Below are 22,180 nucleotides of genomic sequence, written 5' to 3'. Positions count from 1 at the left end.
TGCATCAGAAAAACGTCATGCCGTGGTCACGGCAGCGTCGCAACGGTACCTGAGAAGACCCCAGCGTACAAATCGGGATGTCGATCAGGATTCGCTGACAGCCGCCGGTACCGCCCGCAGCCAGAGCAGATGCGCGCTGCTGACCAGCAGCGGCGGCCCCACCACGAGATAGCCCAGCACCCGCCACGAGCTGCCGGAAAGCGAGTTGTATGCGACCAGGGCGACTACGCCCAGCGCGGCCACCACGCCCAACCCCAGCCCGACCCACGGCAGCATGCCGGTGCTGCGCAGGGCGGCGCGCCCGCTGCGCAGGTACACCACGCTCAACCAGGCCCAGCCCAGCAGCCCACACACGCCGGCCAAGGCCCAGGTCAGCAGGAACAGGCCCTCACGATTGGCCATATAGCCGTGGCGGTCGAAAAAGACGTACAACGCCAGCCCGGCCACGCCGCCACCGGCGACCAGCGCGGGCACGCCCAGCAGCAGCGCCTGCGCGATGTACAGGCGCCGCTGCAGGGTTTCATGCATCAGCCGTAGACCGGGTACTTGCGGCACTGCGCGCTGACCGCATCGCGCACGCGGGCGATCACCGCCTCATCAGCCGGGGCGTCGAGCACGTCGGCGATCCAGCCCGCCAGTTCCACGCAGTCCGCTTCCTGGTAACCGCGGGTGGTCACCGCCGGCGTGCCCAGACGCAGGCCGGAGGTCACGAACGGCGAGCGCGGGTCGTTGGGTACCGAGTTCTTGTTGACCGTGATGTGGGCCTTGCCCAGCGCGGCTTCCGCATCCTTGCCGGAGACGTCCTTGCCGATCATGTCGACCAGCATCAGGTGGTTCTCGGTGCCACCAGAGACGATCTTGTAGCCGCGCCCGATGAGCGTGGTGGCCATCGCCTGGGCGTTCTTCACCACCTGCTGCTGGTAGGCCTTGAACCCCGGCTCCAGCGCTTCCTTGAAGGCCACGGCCTTGGCGGCGATGACGTGCATCAACGGGCCGCCCTGGATGCCCGGGAACACGATCGACTGCAGCTTCTTTTCGATCTCTTCGCCGGCGCCCTTGGCGATGATGATGCCGCCACGCGGGCCGCGCAGGGTCTTGTGGGTGGTGGAGGTGACCACATGCGCGTGCGGCAGCGGGCTGGGGTAGACGCCGGCGGCGACCAGGCCGGCCACGTGGGCCATGTCCACGAACAGGTAGGCACCGACCTTGTCGGCGATGGCGCGGAAGCGCGCCCAGTCCACGACCTGCGAATACGCCGAGAAACCGGCCACCACCATCTTCGGCTTGTGCTCCAGGGCCAGGCGCTCGACCTCGTCATAGTCGATCAGGCCCTGCTCGTTCACCCCGTACTGCACCGCGTTGAACAGCTTGCCCGAGGCGTTGACCTTGGCACCGTGGGTGAGGTGGCCGCCGTGGGCCAGGCTCATGCCCAGAATGGTGTCGCCCGGCTGCAGCAGCGCGAAGTACACCGCCTGGTTGGCCTGCGAACCGCTATGCGGCTGCACGTTGGCATAGTCGGCATCGAACAGCTGCTTGAGCCGGTCGATCGCCAGCTGCTCGGCGATATCCACGTATTCGCAGCCACCGTAGTAGCGCTTGCCCGGGTAGCCTTCGGCGTACTTGTTGGTCAACTGGCTGCCCTGGGCTTCCATCACCGCCGGGCTGGTGTAGTTCTCGCTGGCGATCAGCTCGACGTGGTCTTCCTGGCGCTGGGTTTCGGCAGCGATGGCCTTGGCCAGTTCGGGATCGTAGGTTTCGATGCGGACGTCACGCGGGAACATCGCTTACTCCAGACAGGGTGAGGGGAACGACAGCCTTCCATTGTAAGGCCGGCGGCCGGGGCTGGCCCGTGCCGAAGGGCGGGATTGCGCCCGGGCGCGTAGATCCGGCCAAAAATCTGAACTGAGACACTGTTCCTTGAATTGTTCAGATTAATCGATCCAATACCCTAAAGACGTTCATCCGCCGGCCGTTATCGCCCCCTCAGGGAATCGCTTTCATAAAAACGGGGGTTGGCTGTGAATCATGTATATCGCGTGGTCTTCAATCACGCGCTGAAGTGCCTTCAGGTAGTGTCCGAGTTCGCCCGTGGCGGCCGTGCCACCCGCCGCATCGACCGGCGCGCGCCGCGCGTGGCGCCGCTGGTTGCCGGCATCGCGCTGGCCTGCGCCGCGCCGTCCGCCTTCGCCGGCCTCAACGGCTGGAACGAGTTCCGCGGCACCCTCGACACCCGCTGGGACAACGCCGGCAACTGGGAAGCCGGCGAGCCGACCAGCGGCTCGGTGGCCGCCTACATCGATGGCAACCGTACCGCCGACGTCACCCTTACCGGGGAGCGCACCAACCATATCCACGTCGGCTATACCAGCCGCGGCAACCTGTCGATCCTCGGCGGCGGCCAGCTGACCTCGGCCACCATCTTCGTCGGCACCGGTGATCGCGCGGGGACCGCCTCCACGGCCGACGGCCGCATCCTCATCTCCGGCGCCGGCTCGACCTGGAACGCGCTGACCACCATCGGCGTCGGCCACCTGGGCAATGGCCAGGTCGACGTCGACAACGGCGGCACCCTGGCCATCGGTACCGACGCCTATGTCGGCGCGGGCCCTACCGGCACCGGTCTGGTCAACGTCAGTGGTGCCACCTCGCGTTTCACCAGTGGTCGGACCCTGCTCCTGGGCAATGAAGGCAACGGCACCGTCAAGGTGTTCGATGGTGCCCAGATGACCAGCGTGACCGGCTACGTCGGCAACACCCGCACCGGCGTGGGCGTCGCCGAGATCTCCGGTGCCGGCAGCCGCTGGCTGAACACCGGTGTGCTCAACATCGGTGAGTACGGCAAGGGCACCGTGAAGGTGCTCGATGGCGCCAGCGCCGAGGTGCGCGGCAACCTGTATCTGGGCAACCAGGCGCTGTCCGCCAGCCTGCGCTCGCGTGGTGACCTGGTTGTGTCCGGTGCCGATGCCCGCTTCGTGCAGACCAGCGGCCAGACGGTCGTGGGCAACGCGGGCGTGGGCGCCATTGAAGTGTCCGACGGCGCCAGCGCCGGTTTTGGCGCCACCACGCTGGGCATGGCCTCCAGCGGCGTGGGCACCGCGCGGGCGACCGGCGTGGGCTCGCGCCTGGAGGCGGCCTCGCTGACCCTGGGCGCCAGCGGCTGGGGCCGGGTGGATGTCGACAACGGCGGCACCGTGGCAGTCGCCAACGATGTCGAGCTGGGCGCCGGTGTCAATGGCACCGGCGTGCTGGTGGTCAACGGTGCCGATGCGCAGTTCACCACCGGCGGCACCCTGAGGATCGCCAATGTGGGCTACGGCACGCTGCAGGTGCTCGATGGCGGGCAGCTGAGCAGCGCGGCGGCGGTGCTGGGCGTGGCCCGCACCGGCGACGCGTCAGCGGAAATCTCCGGTGCGGGCAGCCAGTGGCTGAACACCGGCGCGCTCAGCATCGGTGAGCTGGGCAAGGCGACGGTCAAGGTTCTCGACGGTGCCCGCCTGGACATCCAGGGCGACCTGGCGGTCGGTAATGGCGCCATCTCGGCCAGCGATCGCTCACGGGGTGACCTGCTGGTGTCCGGCGCCGGGGCCCGCGTCGAACAGACCGGCGGCACCACGCGGGTGGGCAACGCCGGCGTGGGTAACCTCGACATCTCCAACGGCGGCACGGTCGCGTTGGGCAACGTGCTGGTGGGGGATTCCGCCCAAGGCCAGGGAACCATCGGGGTGACGGGCGCGGGCTCCAGCTGGAGCAGCAGCTCGCTGAGCGTGGGCGAATCGGGCCAAGCCACCTTCACGGTTGCCGATGGCGCCAGCGCCGACATCGCCGGCGACATCCTCCTGGCCCGCAATGCGGGCAGCAGCGGCACCCTGACCGTAGGGCAGGATGCGGTGCTCGCCGTGGGCACCGGCACCGCAAGCGCCGTGCTGTCCGACGGCCAAGGTGCCTCCCGCTTCGATATGGCCGGCGGCACCCTGCGCACCGGCACCGCGCTGTCGGTCGACACGGCCGTACTGCTGAGCGCCGACGCCACGTTCGACGTGGAGGTCGACGGCAGCCTGACCACCTCGCGCGCTTTCACCGGTCCGGGCAAACTGCACAAGACCGGCAGCGGCACGCTGACGCTGCGTGGCGACAGCACCGGCTGGAACAGCGCGCTGCTGGTCGACGAAGGCAGCGTGACCCTGGCCAACGGCGCCGCGCTGGGCGGTGGCTGGCTGGGCATGGCCGACGGCACCACCCTGGCCTTGGGCGATGCAGTGGCCCTCAACAATTCGGTACAGCTGCAGGGCGAAGTCGCTGTGGCGGTAGCCACCGGTGAAAGCGCCACCTTGTCCGGCAATGTCAGCGGCAACAGCAGCAGCACGCTGGTCAAGCGCGATGGCGGCACCCTGACCCTGGGCGGTGGCACCACCGGCGGCCTCACCCGTGTCGAGGACGGCACCCTGCGCGTGACCGGCAATGCGCTCAACGGCGGCGACGTGCAGATTGACGGCGCCGGCACGCTCCAGATCGACACCACCCGCGTGCTGACCTACGCCGGTCAGTTCAGCGGCGAAGGCACCCTGCGCCAGGGCCGCCACTTCCTGACCCTCACCGGCGACAGCAGCGGCTTCACCGGCACCACCGTGGTCAACGGCGGCATGCTGGCAGTGGAGGGCGCGCTGGGCGGTTGGGTGCAGCTGGACAACAGTGCGCTGCTGGCCGGCAACGGCAGCCTGGGCAGCGTGCAGCTGCTGGGCGGCAGCGTGCTCTCGCCGGGCAGCCGCGTCAGCGGCGGTATCGGCCGGTTGTCGATCCGAGGCGACCTGCTGTTCGACCCGAGCGCCACCTTCTCGGTGGACGTGGCCGCCGATGGCCGCAGCGATCGGGTGGACGTGGCCGGCATCGCCTCGCTGGGCGGCGCGGGCACCGTGGCGGTGGCCGCGGCCGGCGACTGGCAGGTGTCCACGCGCTACACCGTGCTCACTGCCGGTGACGGCGTGGACGGCACGTTTGCCGGTGTGACCAGCAACTTCGCCTTCCTCGATCCCACCCTGAGCTATGACACCAACAACGTGTACCTGACCATGGCGCGTAACGACATCGCGCTGCCCGAGGTGGAACTGGCGTTCCCCGAGGTGGTGGTCAATGACAACCAGCGCGAAGTGGCGACCGCCGTGGAAGCGCTGGGCGATGGCAACGCGGTGTACGACGCGGTGGTGCGCCTGGAAGTGCCGCAGGTGGTACCGGCCTTCGACAGCCTGTCTGGTGAAGTGCATGCGGCCACGCGTGGCGCGCTGCTGCAGAACCGCTTCCTGCACGATGGGATCGACCGCCACCTGGATGGCCGCGCGATCAGCGGTGACATCGCGCCGGGTGTGCAGGCCTGGGTGGCCGGCAGCGGTGGGCAGATGCGTACCGATGCGAGCGCGCAGAATGCGGCCACCCGCGTCCAGCAGCACGGCCTGATGGCCGGTGCCGGCTGGCAGCTGGGTGACACGCTGGAACTGGGCGTGGCCGCTGGCCAGCAGCAGCTGGACAACCGCCTGCGCGAGCGTGCGGCGGTGGCTGAGACCGATGCGACCGAGTACGGCGTGTACGCCAGCTACCGCTGGCAGGGCCTGAGCCTGCGCGGCGGCGTGACCCGGGCCGACTACCGCACCGACACCACCCGCACCGCGCAGGTGGGTACGACCTTCAGCGAGGAGCTGCTGGCCCGCGAGGACGCCACCGGCACCACCGCGTTCGTGCGCGCCGGCTGGTCCTTCGGCGGTCCGCGCCTGCAGCTGACCCCGGAAATCGAACTGGCCCAGGTACGGCTGGAAAGCGATGGCGGGCAGGAACGCGGCGGCGACAGCGCGCTGCGCCTGGGTGCGGCCGACAGCCGGTACCGCACCGGCCTGGCCGCGCTGAAGGCCGACTGGGACATCAGCGGGGGCCTGCAGGACCGCGCCGTGCTGACCGCGCGCGTGGGCTGGCAGTACGCCGATGGCGACCGTCTGCCCACCACCACCGCGCGCTTCGTCGGCGGTACGCAGGACTTCACCATTGCCGGTGCACTGCTGGCACGCAGCAGCGTGCTGGCCCAGCTGGGTGTGGCGGTGAGCCCCAGCGCCAACAGCCGGCTGTCGCTGCAGATGCAGGGGCGTGAGGGTGACGGCCAGCGCGATGTGGGCGCGCAGCTGGACTGGTCGGTGGCGTTCTGACCGGCTGTTTCGCTCTGTAGAACGAAGAAGCGCGCCCTGGGGCGCGCTTCTTCGTTTCGGGATGTTGCGTTCCGGGCTTACCGGTTGTTGATCACGTAGTCGGCGATGATGCCGGTGGCGATGGCGACCAGAAGCAGGTTGCCACGGTCGTCTCGGATCCAATGGTGGTCACGCGGTGGACGGCGCACCGAGTAGCGGCTGTAGTCGTTGACCACGTAGACCGGGCCCCGGTAGTACTCGTTGTAGCGGTGACCGCGTGCCCAGCCATAGCCCCGGCCGGGGGCCGGGCGGTAGACCACGCGCGGCGGCGGTGCCGGGCGGTAGTAGCCACGGTTGTCGTAGTAGCGGCGATCGTGGCGGGCTTCACGGCGGTGGTCGTCGCGCCAGTCGTGGCGGTCGTGGCGACGGTCGTGACGATCGTCGTGGTGGCGGTCGTGGCCGCGGCCGCGATGGTCGTCGGCGAACGCCGGGGCGATGCTGCCCAAGGCAAGCAGCGAGGCAACGGTCCCGACCACAATTCGATTCATACGCATGACTGGCCTCGCTTGGTGGAGTGATGGCTCCATCATGCTGACGTCGTCTGAACGGTTTCCGGCTGGAAACGGTTTCCATTCCAGGCAGCTTGACGACCCATTCAGGCAGCGGCAAGCCCCGCCCGACGGCCCGCCCGGCGGTGGCCGGCGCTTCCGGCTATAATTGGCGTCATCCCTTTTCATCTGTGCTTGTTCCTGACGGAACGGGCGCAGGGTCGCGTCTTCGGAGAGCTCATGTCCTCGCAATACATCTACACGATGAACAAAGTCAGCAAGGTGGTCCCGCCCAAGCGGCAGATCATCAAGGACATCTCGCTGTCGTTCTTCCCGGGTGCCAAGATCGGCCTGCTGGGCCTGAACGGCGCCGGCAAGTCCACGGTGCTGAAGATCATGGCCGGCGTGGACACCGACTTCGAGGGCGAAGCCCGCCCGCAGCCCGGTATCAAGGTCGGCTACCTGGCCCAGGAACCGGAGCTGGACCCGACCAAGACCGTGCGCGAAGCGGTCGAGGAAGGCGTGGGCGAGGTGCTGCAGGCCCAGGCCGCGCTGGACGCGGTGTATCTGGCCTATGCCGAAGAAGGTGCCGATTTCGACAAGCTGGCCAAGGAACAGGAGCGCCTCGAGGCGATCCTGGCCGCCGGCGATTCGCACACCCTGGAAAACCAGCTGGACGTGGCCGCCGATGCGCTGCGCCTGCCGCCGTGGGATGCCATCGTGGGCAAGCTGTCCGGTGGTGAAAAGCGCCGCGTGGCGCTGTGCCGCCTGCTGCTGCAGAAGCCGGACATGCTGCTGCTCGACGAACCGACCAACCACCTCGACGCCGAGTCGGTGGAATGGCTGGAACAGTTCCTGGCGCGCTACACCGGCACCGTGGTGGCCGTCACCCATGACCGCTACTTCCTGGACAACGCCGCCGAATGGATCCTGGAACTGGACCGCGGCCGCGGCATTCCGTGGAAGGGCAACTACACCGACTGGCTGATGCAGAAGGACGAGCGCCTGAAGCAGGAAGACAACCAGGAAAAGTCGCGCCAGAAGGCGATCCAGAAGGAACTGGAGTGGTCGCGCCAGAACGCCAAGGGCGGCCGCACCAAGGGCAAGGCCCGTCTGGCCCGCCTGGAAGAGCTGCAGTCGGTCGATTACCAGAAGCGCAACGAAACCAATGAAATCTTCATCCCGCCGGGCGAGCGCCTGGGCAATTCGGTGATGGAGTTCAAGAACGTGTCCAAGAAGTTCGGCGACCGCCTGCTGTTCGACGAACTGAGCTTCCTGGTCCCGGCCGGCGCGATCGTGGGCATCATCGGTCCCAACGGTGCCGGCAAGTCGACCCTGTTCAAGATGATCACGGGCCAGGAGAAGCCGGATTCCGGCGAGATCGTGGTCGGTCCGACCGTCAAGCTGTCCTACGTGGACCAGAGCCGCGACGCGCTGGAAGGCAACCACAACGTCTTCCAGGAAATCGCCGGCGGCCTGGACATCCTCAACATCAACGGCATCGAGATCCAGTCGCGCGCCTACATCGGCCGCTTCAACTTCAAGGGCCAGGACCAGCAGAAGCTGGTCGGCTCGCTGTCCGGTGGTGAGCGTGGCCGCCTGCACATGGCCAAGACGCTGCTGCAGGGTGGCAACGTGCTGCTGCTCGACGAACCGTCGAACGATCTGGACATCGAAACCCTGCGTGCGCTGGAAGATGCACTGCTGGAGTTCCCGGGCAACACGTTCGTCATTTCGCATGACCGCTGGTTCCTGGATCGCATCGCGACCCACATCCTGGCGTTCGAAGGCGATTCGCACGTGGAGTTCTTCCAGGGCAACTACCGCGAATACGAAGAAGACAAGCGCCGCCGCATGGGCGACGACGCCGCCCCGAAGCGCCTGCGCTTCAAGGCGCTGAAATAAGAAAAGCGAAAACGGCCGCGCTCGCGCGGCCGTTTTGCATTGTGGTAGGCCACGACCGTTGGTCGTGGCGCAAGGTCAGCGGCAGCGTTTCATTGCTGCGCGCAGGGAGGCCGCCGGCCTCCCTCGAAAGCTGCCAACACCCATGGACCCCCACCATGAAACTGCTTGAAAACCTGTTCCAGCTCAAACAGCACGGCACCACCGTGCGCACCGAGCTGCTGGCCGGGCTGACCACGTTCCTGACGATGTCCTACATCGTCTTCGTCAATCCCGACATCCTGTCCACCACCGGCATGGATCCCGGCGCCGTGTTCGTCGCCACCTGCCTGGCCGCCGCGCTGGGCTCGCTGGTGATGGCGTTCGCCGCCAACTTCCCCGTGGGCATGGCCCCCGGCATGGGCTTGAATGCGTTCTTCGCCTTCACCGTCGTTGGTGCCGCCGGCCTGCCGTGGCAACAGGCATTGGCCGCCGTGTTCATCTCCGGCCTGGTGTTCCTGGCGCTGTCGCTGACCGGCGTGCGCGCCTGGCTGGTGGCCGGTATTCCTGCCTCGCTGCGCGCCTCGATCGTGGCTGGCATCGGCCTGTTCCTGGCCATCATCGCCCTGCAGAAGTCCGGCGTGATCATCGCCAACCCCGACACCCTGGTCGCGCTTGGCCCGCTCAATGCCGCCCCGCCGCTGCTGGCCCTGGCCGGCTTCCTGCTGATTGCCATCCTCGAAGCACGGCGCGTGCGCGGTGCCATCCTGATCGGCATTCTCGCGGTCACCGGCGCCGCCTGGCTGCTGGGCGCCGTGCAGTACCAGGGCGTGATCTCGCTGCCGCCCAGCCTGGCGCCCACCTTCCTGCAACTGGACCTGCCCGGCCTGCTGCACCACGACGGCGGCGCGCCCATCGCCGTGCTGCTGCAGGTGGTGCTGGTGTTCGTGCTCGTCGAAGTGTTTGATGCCACCGGCACCTTGTATGGCGTGGTCGGCCGTGCCGGCCTGCTCAAGCTGCCCGGTGCGCAGAAGCGGTTTGGGCGTGCGCTGCTGGCCGACAGCACCGCCATCGTCGCCGGCTCACTGCTGGGCACCAGCAGCACCACCGCCTTCGCCGAAAGCGCCTCCGGCGTGCAGGCCGGTGGCCGCACCGGACTCACCGCGCTGGTGGTGGCCGCGTTGTTCCTGGCCGCGCTGCTGTTCTCGCCGCTGGCCGGCATGGTGCCCGGCTATGCCACCGCGCCGGCGCTGCTGTTCGTGGCCGGTCTGATGCTGCGTGAGCTGGTGGATGTGGAATGGAATGACCTGACCGAATCGGTGCCGGCAGCGCTGTGTGCGCTGGCGATGCCGTTTACGTATTCGATCGCCAACGGGTTGGCGTTCGGGTTCATTGCCTATGCGGTGCTGAAGGCCGGTACCGGGCGGTGGCGGGAAGTGCATCCGGCCGTGTGGTTGGTTGCCGCCTTGTTCGTTGCCCGGTACGCGTTGGAGTAGGTAACGACCGTTGATCCGTACACGGTCAATGCGTCATCGGCGGTAGGTAACGACCGTTGGTCGTTACGCTATTCCGGCGGAAGTTCGAATACTTGGCGCAGGTACGCCAGGTAGCCCGGGTCGTCGCACATGCTCTTGCCCGGCGAATCGCTCAGCTTGGCCACCGGCTGGCCATTGCAGCGGACCATCTTGATCACGATGTTGAGCGGGGTCGGGCCCAGGTCGTTGGTGAGGTGGGTGCCCACCCCGAACGCGACCTGGCAGCGGCCACGGAAGTAATCGAACAGGCGCATCACTTTTTCGATGTTGAGCCCGTCGCTGAACACCAGCACCTTGCTGCGCGGGTCCACGCGGCGCTCCTTGAAGTGCGCCAGCATGCGGTCGCCCCAGCTGAAGGGGTCGCCCGAATCATGGCGCACGCCATCGAACAGCTTGCAGAAATACATGTCGAAATCGCGCAGGAACGCGTCCAGCCCGACCACGTCGGACAGCGCGATGCCGAGGTCGCCGCGATATTCGCGCGCCCACGATTCCAGTGCCGCCACCTGCGAATCGCGCAGCCGCGGGCCAAGCGCCTGGAAGGCCTGAAGGTACTCATGCGCCATGGTGCCGTGCGGAGTCATGCCGTACAGGCGCGCAAAATGCACGTTGCTGGTACCCACGAACTGCTCGCCCAGCGCATCGCGCATCATCGGCAGCATGCGTGCGTGCCAGTCCCGCGAGTAGCGGCGGCGGCTGCCGTAGTCGGCAATGCGGCACAGCTCGAAGCCGGGCGTATCGCGCAGCAGCGCGGTCTTGGCCTGCAGGCGGCGCTCGCCTTCGGCGAAGTCCGGGGTACTGGTGTTGCGGAACCAGACTTCGTTGATGATCGCCAGCAGCGGCACTTCAAACAGGATGGTGTGCAGCCATGGCCCGGTGATGTCCAGCTCGATCTCGCCCGGGACGGCCTGCGACGGACGCAGGTCGATGTACTTGCGGTCCAGGTGGAACAGGCCGAGGAAATCGGCGAAGTCCGGCTTCACGAAACGCAGCCCACGCATGTAGTCCAGCTCTTCGGTGCTGAAGCGCAGCTGGCACAGGTGGTCGATTTCGGCGTTGATCTGGTCGATGAAGCGGGCCAGGTCAATGCCCGGCGTGCGGCACTTGAACCGGTACTGGACCTGCGCGCCGGGGTGCTGGTGCAGCACCGCCTGCATCATGGTGAATTTGTACAGGTCGGTGTCGAGCAGGGACTGGATGATCATGCCCGGATTATGCGCCTGCCCGCATGTACCGACCAACGGTCGGTACCTACGGCGCCGCGCCTCAGTGACACCCGGGATCATGCCCACGCCCCGGCAGGTACCGACCGTTGGTCGGTACGCGCCTCAGCGGTTGCGGAGCAACCGCGGGATCTGGGCCGCGGCGTGCGCCCAGATCGCGCCCCATACCGCGGCCTGCACCAGCAGGTTGCGCCGGGGCGCCTCGAACCGGCGGAAGTAGCGCCACAGGCCACGGTGCTTGTGCCATTCCACGAAGAACGGCCGCGAGCGGCTGGATACACCGCGCACGTGCACCACCCGCAGGTCGTTGGCGATGGCCACCACCGCGCCGGCCTCGCGTGCGCGGCGGCACAGGTCCAGGTCTTCGGCATGCAGGCGGTAGCCGGCATCCCAGCCGCCGATGCGGTCGAACAGCGTACGCGGCATCAGCAGCAGCGCCCCGGACAGCGCCGGCACCCCCTGCAGCACCTGCGACGGGTCGGCCGGAATGGCCAGCTTCGCGCCCTGCCCCGGGTGGCGCAGCATGGCGCCGAAATCGGGATCGCGGCGGCGCACCGCCGCATCGGGCTGGCCCTGCTCGTCCACCTGCTCCACGCCCAGCACGCAATCGCCCAACGCCTCACCGCGGGCGCGCAGCTGTGCCAGCGTGCCGGCTTCGACCATCAGGTCGGGGTTGATGAAGGCCAGCCACGGCGCCTGGCTGTCGGCCACGCCCTGGTTGTTGGCGGCGGCGAAGCCCGGGTTGTCGGGGTTGGCGATGAAACGCACGCGCAGGTCTGCCGTGGCGTGGCGCTGCACGATCTCCAGCGTGCCGTCGTCGGAATTGTTGTCGACCACGCGGATCTCGGCGACTTCGTCGGCCGCGCGCAGCCGCGTCAGGCAGGCGTCCAGGGTGCTGGCACTCTGGTAGCTGACGATGATGACGGCAATGCAGGGATTCAAACAGGCGGCTCCGGAGCGGGTGCGGCGGGCGATCCGAACAGATCGCCCTGCGACCGGGGCATTATCGCCTGCTGGTGCAGGCGCTGCAGGTCCTGCCTGACCTGCAGCAATGGATCGCCCATCAGGAAACCGGCCAACCGTGGCTGCCAGGTCGGCCAACGCGTCCCCAGCGCCTCCAGGTCGCCGTCGTACGCCTGCGCCTCACCGTCGCGCGCGACATACGCATTGGCGCACAGCGCGTTGCGCCAACCCAGGCCGGCCATCCGCAGGCTCAGGTCGATCAACGCCGCGTTCCACGAGCCATAGCTGTGCACGTCCAGGCCGCCGGCCCTGCGTCGCGCGTTGGCACGCAGCAAGACCGCGTGGGTCACCGCCGAAGGCAGTTCCGGGTCCAGCGTGGGCAGTGCGGCGCACGCCTGCGCCACCGCGGACAGATCGTCCGGCACCGGGTTGATCTCGCCCAGCCGTGGCCAGGCCGCCGTTTCACCTGCATTGCACCACGGCGTGGCCGAGCCGATCGAGGCATCCCGCGCAAAGCAGGCTTCCAGCTGCTGCAGCCAGCCCGGCGCGGGCGCCGCATCGGGCGCCAGCACCACCACGTCCCCGCCTTCGCAGGCGCGCAGCATTTCATCCAGGTGCGCCACTTCGCCGATCGCGCGGGCGCGGCGGGTGTATTCGGCCCGCAGCGGGGTGCTTTCCAGCCAGTGCTCGATCACCGCCTGCGCGCGCGGCCCGGCCTGGCCATCGTCGGCCAGCCACACCGGCGTCCGCGCCGGCGTGCCCGCATCCAGCGCGGCCAGGCAGCGGTCCAGCGCGCTGTCATCGACTCCGATCGGCAGCAACACGATCGTTCCCATCCGTCCCCCTGTGTGCGGCGTCGTGGCCGCAGCGTAACAGGACTCAGCGCTTGGGGCGGGACGGGAACGGTTCCATGGCACGGAAGCGGTTGCTGTACTCGTCGGTAAGGTTCCTCGACTCCTGCGCGTTGCGCACGATGGTCGGAGTGAGCAGCACGATCACTTCGGAGCGGTCGGTATTCTGGGTCTTCCTGCCGAACAGCGCGCCGATCACGGGGATCCGGCTCAGGCCCGGCACGCCGTTGGCGCCGTTCTCGTCGGAATTGGTGATCAGGCCGGCCAGCATGATGGTGTCGCCGCTCTGCACCGCCGCTTCGGTGGAGATCTTGCGGGTGTTGATGGGCGGGTTGCAGGTGGTGCGGGTGGGATCGCAGCCGGACGGAATGGCGCCGGCCGAGCTGACTTCCTGCACGATGTCCAGGAACACCACGCCATCGCGGGTGATGCGCGGGCGCACTTTCAGGATCACGCCGGTGTCCAGGTACTGCACCTGGCTGTAGGTGTTGTCGCCGCCCACGCCGGTGTTGACCGATACGGAGTTGATCGGGATCTGGGTGCCGACGTTGAGCGTGGCTTCGGCGTTGTTGCGCACGAAGATGGACGGGGTCTGCAGCAGCCGCAGGTTGCTCACCTTGTCCAGCGCGGTGACCACCGCAGCGGCGTTCTTGCCCAGGAAGGTCCAGCCCAGCCCGTTGTCACCCACACGGCCGGAAATGCTGCCCCAGATCGAACGACCCAGTGCGCTGGGCAGGTCGATGCCGCTTTCGGTCTTGCCGGTGGCCACCGCCTGTTCGAAGAACCAGTTCACGCCGTAGGCAAGGTCACCGGTCAGGGCCACTTCGGCCACCTGCGCTTCGATGTGTACCTGCATCGGCATCACGTCGAGCTTCTCGATGACTTCGCGGATCGAACGCCACGCCTGCGGGGTGGACCGAACCAGCAAGGTGTTGGTTTCCTCCACCGCCGATACGCCGACCGTATCGCCCTGGATTTCCAGGTTGAAACTGGCGTTGCCCGGCTGGCGCTGCGGCAGGCTCATGGTGCCATCGCCCATGCCGCCGGTGCGGGAGGTACCCGTGCTGCCGGTGCTGTTGAGGCTGTTGCCACTGGTGCCGTCGCGGCTGCCCAGCTCCTGGGTGATCGCACCCGGTGCAAGAGAACCGCCACCGCCGCGCCCGCTGCGGCTGTTTTCGCTGGCAAAGGCTTCGGCCAGGCGCTCGGCCAGGTCCTTGGCTTTGACATAGCGCAGTTCGTAGGAGAACAGCCTGGCGCTGCCGCCGGCCGTGTCGATGCGTTCCAGCCACTGCTGGATCTGGTCCAGATAGCGTGCCTGCGGCGTGATCACCAGCACCGCGTTGGCATTTTCCAGCGGCAGGAAGCGGAACATGCCGGCGCTGGGGGTCTTGCTCTCTTCGCCGAACACCTTTTCGAGATCGGCCGCGACCTGCTCGGCCTTGCCGGTCTGGATCGGGAACACGCCCACCGACATGCCCGACAGCCAGTCCACATCGAAGATCTCGACCGTGCGCAGGTAGTTTTCCAGTTCGCTGCGGGTGCCGCCGAGGGTGATCACGTTGCGGCCGCTGTCGACGTTGACGATCGCGTTCGGGCGCGCGTAAGGCTCCAGCACCTTCTTCATTTCAGTGGCGGAGATGTACTGCAGCGGGATGACGCGCACTTCGAACCCGCGCGCATTGGCCGCCGGCGCGGTGCTCGGTGCTACCGTGCCGGCCAATGCCTGGTCGGCGGCGACGATGTTGTAGCGGCCGCCGCTGTAGACCATGCGCGCGTTGTTCCAGCCCAGCACCATTTCCAGCAGGTTCAAGGCCTGGGCCGAGGACACCGGCTTGGGCGTGGCCAGGGTCACGGTGCCCTGCACGCCCGGCGCGATCACGTAGTTCTGGCCCAGCATGTCGCCCAGGATCGCCTTGACCACCGCGTGCACCGACTCGCCTTCGAAGTTGAAGGTGGCGGTGCCGGTGCTGGCCTGCGCCAGCGCGGGCGACGGTGCCGCGGCGGCACTGCGGTTGATCATGGTGCCGCTGCCGCGGCGGATCACCGGCTGCGGCGCGCCGTCGGCGTTCAGCGGCTGCGCGTCCACGCCGTCGCGCGAGCCGTCACCGGCCACCACCTGGTGCTTGCCATCAAGAACCGCATCACGCCGCACCTCGGGACCGGGTACGGAGGCGCAGCCTGCAAGCAGGGCCACGGCGAACGACAGGGAGAAAAGACGCAATGTCATGCTTTCACTCTATTTGGTTTGGCCGGAGCCGCCTGCGGGCGGCTGCTGCGACTGTTGCTGCTGCAATTGCTGGCGACGCGCCTGGATGCGGGCGCGGATGGCCTGCATCTGTTCTTCGCTTGGACCCTGCGCGGCCGGTTTCCGCGCTGCGGCTGCGGCTTCAGCGGCTGCATTGGCGGCGGCTTCCGCCGCTGCCTGCGCCGCCGGCGGCGGCGCGCCGGTGAAGTTCGTTGTGGGGCCGCGGCCCGCGTTCTGCAGCGGCGCGGGAGCCGGCGGGCGCGCGCCGTTGGCCTGCGCAGCGCCGGCCGCGGTGCCCAGCACGGTAGGCGGTTCGCCGCCCTGCCCGCTGAAGGTCACCAGTTCCAGTGTCTGGGTGCCGCCGGGACCGGTGACGGTGGCACTGCGCGGCTCCAGTGCAAGCAGCTGCCAGCCATTGACCGCATCGCCGTTAAGGCGCAGGCGGAGCGACTGCTTCTGGTCGGTGGTGAGGATGGCCATGCCGAATTCGGAGGTGAGCAGCACCCCGGTGAGGGTCACCGCGCTCGCGCTGCTGCCGGGCTCGCTGCCGCCCAGCAGGTACGGGCGCGGCTTGCGGTCTTCGGCGAACAGCGGCCGCGCGCCGATGGCGGCGTAGGCCTCGGCCGAGGCGATGCGCTCCGGCGCGGCCGCGGCCAGGGTCGGCAGCGGCGGTGCGGCCCGGTCGCCGGCACCGGCCGGGGCGATGCGTCCGCCCGCGCCGAACAGCGTGGCAATCCAGATCGCGGCCGCCCAGGCGGCCACGCCGCCCAGCCACCAGCTTCTCAGGGGGGCCAGCTCAATCTTCATTGGCGCCCTCCTCGACCGGTTCGGCCGTGCCGGGGTCGGTCGGCGCCGCCATGGCCGACCCCATGGGTTCCAGCCCTGCCGGCGCAGGTTCGGGGGCCGGCACGAGCGGCGCGGCGGCAGCCTCGTTGCCTGCACCGGGTCGGAGGTAGCCGACCAGTTCGAACGACACGTCCAGGCCGGTGCCGGTCTCGTTGGGCGAGGCCTGGAACCGCTGCGCCAGCAGGTTGAGGTTGTTCACGAACAGGCGCGGGCTGCCGGTTTCCAGCGTGTGCAGCACTGCGGCCATTTCCGGCACGCCACAGCGCAGGCGGACCTGCAGGGCCACGCGCGGGAACTGCGCATCGCGCGCGGTGTCGGTCAGCGGCGAGCGGTTGCTGATGGTGCAGCTGCGGTTGCCGGGGCTGGCCGACGCGACCGCATCCTGCAGCCGGCTCGACAACGCGGCCGCGGCTGATTCGGCGGTGGGCTCGCGCAGGAAGCCCGGGCGTCCTTCCAGTGCCGTCTGCACCTGCTGCAGGCGCTGCTGCACCTGCCTACGCTGCTGCAGCTGGGCCTGCACGCGCTGCTCGCGTTCCTGCAGCCCGGCAATGCCCTGGTTGATGTCCAGCAGCGGCCGGGTGAACCACGGGTGCACCAGCAGCAGGTAGGCCAGCGTGATCACCGCCAGCAGCAACGCCAGTGCCAGCCAGCGGTCACGGCGTGTTGGCGGCATTGCCATCGGCAACCTCCGGAGCAGGCGTGGCGGCGGCCGGGGCACCCGGCAACGGCTGCAGTTCGGCAGTGAGGGTGAAGCGGTCACGGCCGGCGGCGCCGCCATCGGCCTGCAGCACGCCGGTCAGGTTGACCTTGCGCCACAGCGGTGAATCCTGCAGCAGCGACACCAGCTGCGAGGCCTCACGGCTCAGCCCGATGAGCTGCAGCGTGTTGCCTTCAACAGAAAGCTTTTCCAGGTAGGTGCCATCGGGCAGCAGCCGGGTCAGTTCGTTCCACAGCTCCACGGTGCTGGCATGTTCGGCACGCTTGGCCTCCAGGAACGCAGCGCCGTCGACCAGCTCCTGCAGCTGCTGGCGCTGCGCCGCCACGCGGCGCGCGTCGTGTGCGGCGGCATCGACCTGCTCGCGCAGGCGATCGGCGGCCGCCTGGCGGTTGTCCAGCAACTGGGTGCCGGCCAAGGCCAGCAGTACCACCGTGGCGACGGCGAGCAGCAGGTTCCAGCGCCGCATCGGGTCGTGGGTGACCCGTCGCTGGGTCGGCGGCAGCAGGTTCACGCCCAGCGGCTGCCCGGTACCGTCATCGGCATCCACGCCGGCCAGCTGCTGCGCCCAGCTGCCGGCCTGCTGCGACCACTGCTCCAGCGCCTGGCGCGGAATGACCACCAGCTCCACCTGCAGCTGCCCGTCGGGCAAGGTGTCCAGTTCGCGTACGTCGTAATGGACCTGGCTGGCCTCGAACGGGGTCTGCCGGTCGATCTCGAAGCCCACCACATCGCGCAGGCGCGGTGCGGCGGCCGCCGGCAGGCGCAGCGGGCGGCGCAGCACGGCGGCGGCCGGCAGCACCCAGTGCCGTGGCAGCGCGCGCAGGCGCGCATCCAGCACCCGTTCCAGGTCGGCCGGCGCGGTCGGCCACGGCAGTTCGGCCACGGCCTGCAGCTGGGCGGCGGTGTCGCGGCGCAGCACCAGCTGTTCGGCGTGCCGCGACAGCAGCAGGCGCGAGCGCGACCAGCCCATGGCCCACTGCCAGCGCAGTGGCAGCCACGCCAGCAGCGAACGCCGCCACCAGCGCAGGCCATTGCCCACGCCGGGCGCGAACCGTCCCCGTGCCTGCGCCAGACTGTCCCGCCATGCCGTCATCGTGCTGCCATTCCCTGTTCCCAGCGAAGTACCGTGTAAGTCGTTCCCGGCGTGCCTGCCGCGCCCATGCGCACTACCGCACGCAACACCGAAACCCGTCCGCGTTCGTCCAGAGCGCGGCTCTCGATACTATAGGTGCCGCTGCCACTGGCAAGCGCGCCGGTCACGTTTTCGTCGCCGGCCGCTTCGGCCCGCTCGCGTTCGGCCAGCAGGCGCTCGGCATCCAGCCCGAGCGCGTTCAACACCGGCCCGGCCGCGAACCGCGGATCCGGGCGCGACTGCCGACTGTACAGGGTCAGCATCGGTTCCATCCGTTCATACAGGTCGGCGTCCATGCCCAACACCCGCTGCAGCTCGCCGAGCGTCTCAAAACGCCCGTTGCGCGCGCCATAAGGCACGCCTGCGGCCTGGTAGTCAGCCGTCTCGGCACCGCCACCGGGCTGTTTGAGGCTGTCGGGATCGCGCCAGTCGGCGATGGCGCCCGCCAGCTGCTGCGCGCGCGCGGGTTCCACGTCCAGCGCGCGCAGGAACGCGGTCAGCAAGGCGGTATCGGCCAGGTTGAGGTTGATCTTGCCGTTCTCGTCGATGATCCGCAGGTCGATCCGGCGCCCATCGAAGGTCCAGCGGTAGCGACGGCCGTCGGCCTGCCACGGCGGTTGCAGCGCCGAGGGACGCAGGCGGAACAGGGCGTACTCAAGCCCAGCGCGCGCGTACTCCTGGCCGATCGCATCGTCACCGATCACCCGCTGCTGCAGGTGTTCGATGCGCGCGCTGAGCGCGAACGCGCCGACCACGGCAGTGAGCAGCGCGATCAGCCACAGCACCAGCACCAGCGCCGCACCACGCGCGCGCCTCACGAGCGCGGCCCGCGCGACTGCGACAACGCCGCCACCATCGGCGGCCACGCCGGGCCCTGCTGCGGCACGATGCGGATCTCCACCAGCAGCGGCAGCCGCCGGGTGTCATCCCAGCGCGTCTGCCACTCGCCCAGCTGGCCATTGCGCGGGTCGATGCCGCGATACCGGAACGCGACCTCGCGCAGCGCGTCGGCCAGCAGTTCCGGCGCACGCGGCGGGGTTTCGTCGATGCGCTCGCCGTTGTGCACCAGGGTGAGGGCCACCTCCAACCGCAGCGCATCGCCGTTGCGGTTGACCTGCAGCTCATGCACGTAGGGCCCGCCGCGGCCGAGATACCCCGGCAGTTCGGAGACGAACAGCATGCGCTGCGGCTCGCCCCGGAAATACAGGGGTTCGCGGGTGGGATCGGGCGGCTCGGCGGCGGTCGGCAGCGCCATGCTCAGGCGACGGCGCAGGAAGCCTTCCACCGCGCGCATGCGCTCATTCTGCGCGGCCACGCGTTCGCCACGCTGGGCGATGTTCATCGCCGAGCGCACGGTGGCGAAGGCCAGCGCCAGCCCACCGACCAGCAGCACGGTGGCCAGCAGTACTTCGATCAGGGTGAAGCCGCGGGCGCCGCGCCGGCTCATCTCGCCGCCTCCGGCGTGTCCGGCAACAACCGCAGCGAACGCCACTGCAGGCGTTCACCATCGCCCTCGCCCCAGCGCACCTGCAGGGTCAGCTGCGCCAGCGTCGGCCCGCTCACGGCGTTCATGGCGCCCTGCGGCAGCGCACTCGCGCGTGCATCGACATACGGTTCCACCTGCAGCTCCCAGCGGTAGCGGCCGTCTTCCCAGTCGCCCTGCGACCGCCCTTCCTGCAACGGCTGCTCGATACCGCTCGCGGCCAGCAGCGACTGCGCGTGCAGCATCGCGCGGGTGCGCAGGTCGGCGTTGTGCACCTGGCGTGCGGCCCCGGAAAGACTGCCCAGCAGCAGCGTCAGCGCCAGCGCCAGCAGCGCGAAGGCGACGATCACTTCCAGCAGCGAATAGCCGCGCTGGCGTTTCATGGCGCGCCCCGCACCGGGCCGGAGCGCACCTCGCCGGTGATCCAGCTCACGTCGATGCGCCACAGTGCATCACGCACGCCCAGTTCGATCGTGCCGCCGCTGGAACCGCCGTCGGGATGGAACGCGATGCCGCCCTTGCCACTGGCCACTCCGGCCACCTGGCCGGCACCGCGGAAATGGACGTCGAGCGCATCAGGCAGGCTGCCGTGGCGGCCATTGGCGGCTTCCCAGGTGCGTGCCTGCGGATCGATCAGGAAGCGCTGGCGTTCACCGGTGGCGATGGCCTGGGTGCGCGTGTAGCGCAGTTGGCTGGCGACTTCCTTGCCGGCATTGCGCAGCCGCATGCCGTCGATGCCGCCGTTCATGGCGGTGGCGGTGATCACCCCGATGATCGCGATCAGGGCCACCACCAGCAGCATTTCCAGCAGCGAAACGCCATGCACGGCGTGCCGTCGCGACAGGGCGCGAGAGGGGCGGGTGCGGCACGTCGCGGTGGGCGTACGCACGCGCGCTTACTCGTACTTGATGTCCGCGTCGTAGCTGCTGCCGCCGACCTTGCCATCCTTGCCCAGGCTGATCAGGTCGAAGGGCTGGCCTTCGCCTGGTGCGCGGTATTCCAGTGCGTTGCCCCACGGATCGTTCAGCTCGCTGGCCTTGGCATACGGACCCAGCCAGCCGTTGCTGCCGCCCGGCTGGGTGACCAGATCGTCCAGCTTGGCCGGCAGCTTGCCGGTATCAAGCTGGTAGTTCTCGATCTTCCCGGCCATGGTCTGGACCTGCGACTTGGCAATGTTGGCCTTGCCACGATCGGCGCCGCCGAGCACGCGGCTGCCGACCAGGGTAAGCACCGCGCCGATCAACACGATGACGATGATGATTTCCAGCAGGCTCATGCCCGACTGGTTGCGTGGCGAAGAAATGCGGACCTGTTTGCGACGGTGGATCATGGAAGCTCCTTGCAGCATGTCGTAACGGACGCCATGGCGGTCAGCCGATGGCATTGGTGAGGTCGTACAGCGGCACCAGCACGGCCACGATCACCAGGCCGACCACCGAGGCCAGCACCAGGGTGATCACTGGCACCAGTGCCGACAACAGCCGATCGATCGCGCGTGCGGTTTCCTGTTCGAAGGTATCGGCGGTCTTGAGCAGCATGACATCCAGCGCGCCGGATTCCTCGCCGACCTGGATCATCTGCAGCGCCAGGCGTGGGAAGCGCTTGCCCTTGGCCAGCGACGCGGACAGGCCATTGCCGTTCTTGACCTCGTCGCTGGCCGCGTCCACATCGGCGGCCAGCGCGCGGTTGCCCAGTACATTGCGCGCGATGCCCAGGCCGGCCAGCAACGGCACGCCGTTGCGCAGCAGGGTGCCCAGCGTGCGTGCCAACCGCGCGGTTTCCAGTTTGGCCACCAGCCCGCCGATGGCCCTGCGCTGCAGCAGCCAGCCATCCAGCGCCAACCGCGCCGCGGGCTGGCGCAGCTTGCGTTCGATCACCAGCAGCGCCAGCGCCGGCACCACGATCATCGCCAGCCAGCCCTCGCGCACCAGCAGTCCGGCACTGAGCACCCACTGGGTAAACCAGGGCAGGGCCACATCCAGGCTTTCATACATCTGCGCGAACTGCGGTACCACATAGCCCAGCAGGAACAGCAGCGCCCCGCCAACCACCGCCAGCAGGATCGCCGGGTAGATCAGCGCGTTGATCACCCTGCCCTTCAGCTCCTGGCTGCGCTCCAGGTAATCGGCGAGCCGCTGCAGCGTGTCGTGCAGGCTGCCACCGGCTTCACCGGCGCGCACCATGTTGACGTACAGCCGTGAAAACAGCCCGTGCTGGCGTTCCAGCGCGGTGGAGAGCGCGGCACCGCCGCGCACCACGTCGCGGATGTCGGTGATCACCCGCCGGCTGCGTTCGTCTTCAGGCAGCTCGAGCAGAATGGTCAGCGCGCGGTCCAGCGGCTGGCCGGCACCGAGCAGCGTGGCCAGCTGCTGGGTGAACTGCACCAGCGCGGCCCCGTCGAACGGCTTGCGCCGCAACAGTGCCGTCCATGCGGTCCCGCCCGCACCGCCCTCGCTCGCGAGCCGCGCTTCCATCGGCAGATGGCCCTGGTCCTGCAGCTTCGCGGCCACATCGGCTTCGCTGGCGGCGTCCATCTGGCCGTCGAACAGCTCGCCGTGCGCGTTGAGGGCCTTGTAGCGGTACTGCGGCAT

General features: G+C 68.7%; 19 protein-coding genes. 3 read left to right on the top strand and 16 right to left on the bottom strand.

Going from position 1 to position 22,180, the window contains the following annotated elements; translation table 11 throughout:
• Positions 1-84 precede the first annotated feature (84 nt).
• Positions 85-528, bottom strand: coding sequence for a hypothetical protein (locus ACTJI4_RS05675; RefSeq protein WP_440868790.1), 444 nt, complete (start codon positions 526-528; stop codon positions 85-87).
• Positions 528-1,781, bottom strand: a complete 1,254-nt coding sequence (gene glyA, locus ACTJI4_RS05670) for a serine hydroxymethyltransferase (RefSeq protein ID WP_440868789.1) — start codon at positions 1,779-1,781, stop codon at positions 528-530. The genes ACTJI4_RS05675 and glyA overlap by 1 nt, the downstream gene beginning before the upstream one ends.
• A gap of 237 nt (positions 1,782-2,018) precedes the next feature.
• On the opposite strand from glyA, the gene ACTJI4_RS05665 reads away from it, so the two are divergent.
• A complete protein-coding gene (locus tag ACTJI4_RS05665; RefSeq protein ID WP_440868788.1) occupies positions 2,019-6,185 on the top strand; it encodes an autotransporter domain-containing protein in 4,167 nt (1,388 codons plus the stop codon).
• A 77-nt stretch (positions 6,186-6,262) separates the two neighbouring features.
• Here the strand turns inward: ACTJI4_RS05665 and ACTJI4_RS05660 are convergent, their stop codons facing one another.
• Positions 6,263-6,718 (bottom strand): RcnB family protein, encoded by a 456-nt coding sequence (locus ACTJI4_RS05660; protein WP_392919261.1) that lies wholly within the window; start codon positions 6,716-6,718, stop codon positions 6,263-6,265.
• Positions 6,719-6,952: 234 nt separating this feature from the next.
• Between ACTJI4_RS05660 and ettA the strand changes: the two genes are divergently transcribed.
• Both ettA and ACTJI4_RS05650 read left to right on the top strand, forming a co-directional pair.
• The gene (gene ettA, locus ACTJI4_RS05655) at positions 6,953-8,617 is read left to right on the top strand and encodes an energy-dependent translational throttle protein EttA (protein WP_392919264.1); all 1,665 of its coding nucleotides are present in this window, start codon (positions 6,953-6,955) and stop codon (positions 8,615-8,617) included.
• A 155-nt stretch (positions 8,618-8,772) separates the two neighbouring features.
• Entirely contained in the window at positions 8,773-10,089 is a 1,317-nt protein-coding gene (locus ACTJI4_RS05650; protein WP_440868787.1) for an NCS2 family permease, read from the top strand.
• A gap of 68 nt (positions 10,090-10,157) precedes the next feature.
• Here the strand turns inward: ACTJI4_RS05650 and pncB are convergent, their stop codons facing one another.
• The 13 genes from pncB to xpsF all read right to left on the bottom strand — a co-directional run bounded on the left by pncB (position 10,158) and on the right by xpsF (position 22,180).
• Positions 10,158-11,333 (bottom strand): nicotinate phosphoribosyltransferase, encoded by a 1,176-nt coding sequence (pncB, locus tag ACTJI4_RS05645; protein ID WP_440868786.1) that lies wholly within the window; start codon positions 11,331-11,333, stop codon positions 10,158-10,160.
• A gap of 123 nt (positions 11,334-11,456) precedes the next feature.
• On the bottom strand, positions 11,457-12,293 hold the full coding sequence (locus ACTJI4_RS05640) for a glycosyltransferase family 2 protein (protein ID WP_440868785.1): 837 nt from the start codon (positions 12,291-12,293) through the stop codon (positions 11,457-11,459).
• Complete coding sequence (locus tag ACTJI4_RS05635; protein ID WP_392919277.1) at positions 12,290-13,150, bottom strand: glycosyltransferase family 2 protein; 861 nt, start codon at positions 13,148-13,150, stop codon at positions 12,290-12,292. The genes ACTJI4_RS05640 and ACTJI4_RS05635 overlap by 4 nt, the downstream gene beginning before the upstream one ends.
• Before the next feature lie 43 nt (positions 13,151-13,193).
• Positions 13,194-15,392 (bottom strand): type II secretion system secretin GspD, encoded by a 2,199-nt coding sequence (gene gspD, locus ACTJI4_RS05630; RefSeq protein WP_392919280.1) that lies wholly within the window; start codon positions 15,390-15,392, stop codon positions 13,194-13,196.
• Between the two features lie 9 nt (positions 15,393-15,401).
• Positions 15,402-16,217, bottom strand: a complete 816-nt coding sequence (locus tag ACTJI4_RS05625) for a hypothetical protein (RefSeq protein WP_440868784.1) — start codon at positions 16,215-16,217, stop codon at positions 15,402-15,404.
• A complete protein-coding gene (gspM, locus tag ACTJI4_RS05620; protein ID WP_440868783.1) occupies positions 16,207-16,935 on the bottom strand; it encodes a type II secretion system protein GspM in 729 nt (242 codons plus the stop codon). Before gspM ends, ACTJI4_RS05625 begins: the two co-directional genes overlap by 11 nt.
• Entirely contained in the window at positions 16,910-18,067 is a 1,158-nt protein-coding gene (locus tag ACTJI4_RS05615) for a PilN domain-containing protein (RefSeq protein ID WP_440868782.1), read from the bottom strand. The genes gspM and ACTJI4_RS05615 overlap by 26 nt, the downstream gene beginning before the upstream one ends.
• A complete protein-coding gene (locus ACTJI4_RS05610) occupies positions 18,064-18,924 on the bottom strand; it encodes a general secretion pathway protein GspK (protein WP_440868781.1) in 861 nt (286 codons plus the stop codon). Before ACTJI4_RS05610 ends, ACTJI4_RS05615 begins: the two co-directional genes overlap by 4 nt.
• Positions 18,921-19,553: a type II secretion system protein J gene (locus ACTJI4_RS05605; protein WP_440868780.1), complete on the bottom strand. Its 633-nt coding sequence runs from the start codon at positions 19,551-19,553 to the stop codon at positions 18,921-18,923. The genes ACTJI4_RS05610 and ACTJI4_RS05605 overlap by 4 nt, the downstream gene beginning before the upstream one ends.
• A complete protein-coding gene (gene xpsI / locus ACTJI4_RS05600) occupies positions 19,550-19,972 on the bottom strand; it encodes a type II secretion system protein XpsI (RefSeq protein ID WP_440868779.1) in 423 nt (140 codons plus the stop codon). Before xpsI ends, ACTJI4_RS05605 begins: the two co-directional genes overlap by 4 nt.
• Positions 19,969-20,391, bottom strand: coding sequence for a type II secretion system protein XpsH (gene xpsH / locus ACTJI4_RS05595; protein WP_440868849.1), 423 nt, complete (start codon positions 20,389-20,391; stop codon positions 19,969-19,971). The genes xpsI and xpsH overlap by 4 nt, the downstream gene beginning before the upstream one ends.
• A 93-nt stretch (positions 20,392-20,484) precedes the next feature.
• Positions 20,485-20,919 carry a type II secretion system major pseudopilin GspG gene (gspG, locus tag ACTJI4_RS05590; RefSeq protein ID WP_392919300.1) on the bottom strand — a complete coding sequence of 145 codons (435 nt, stop codon included), beginning with the start codon at positions 20,917-20,919 and terminating at the stop codon, positions 20,485-20,487.
• Positions 20,920-20,959: 40 nt separating this feature from the next.
• Positions 20,960-22,180, bottom strand: coding sequence for a type II secretion system protein XpsF (gene xpsF, locus ACTJI4_RS05585; protein ID WP_392919303.1), 1,221 nt, complete (start codon positions 22,178-22,180; stop codon positions 20,960-20,962).

The organism is Stenotrophomonas sp. 22385 (genome assembly GCF_052045085.1).
Lineage (GTDB): Bacteria > Pseudomonadota > Gammaproteobacteria > Xanthomonadales > Xanthomonadaceae > Stenotrophomonas.
Note: the sequence above shows the minus strand (reverse complement) of the source record. Positions and strands in the feature narration are given on the sequence as shown.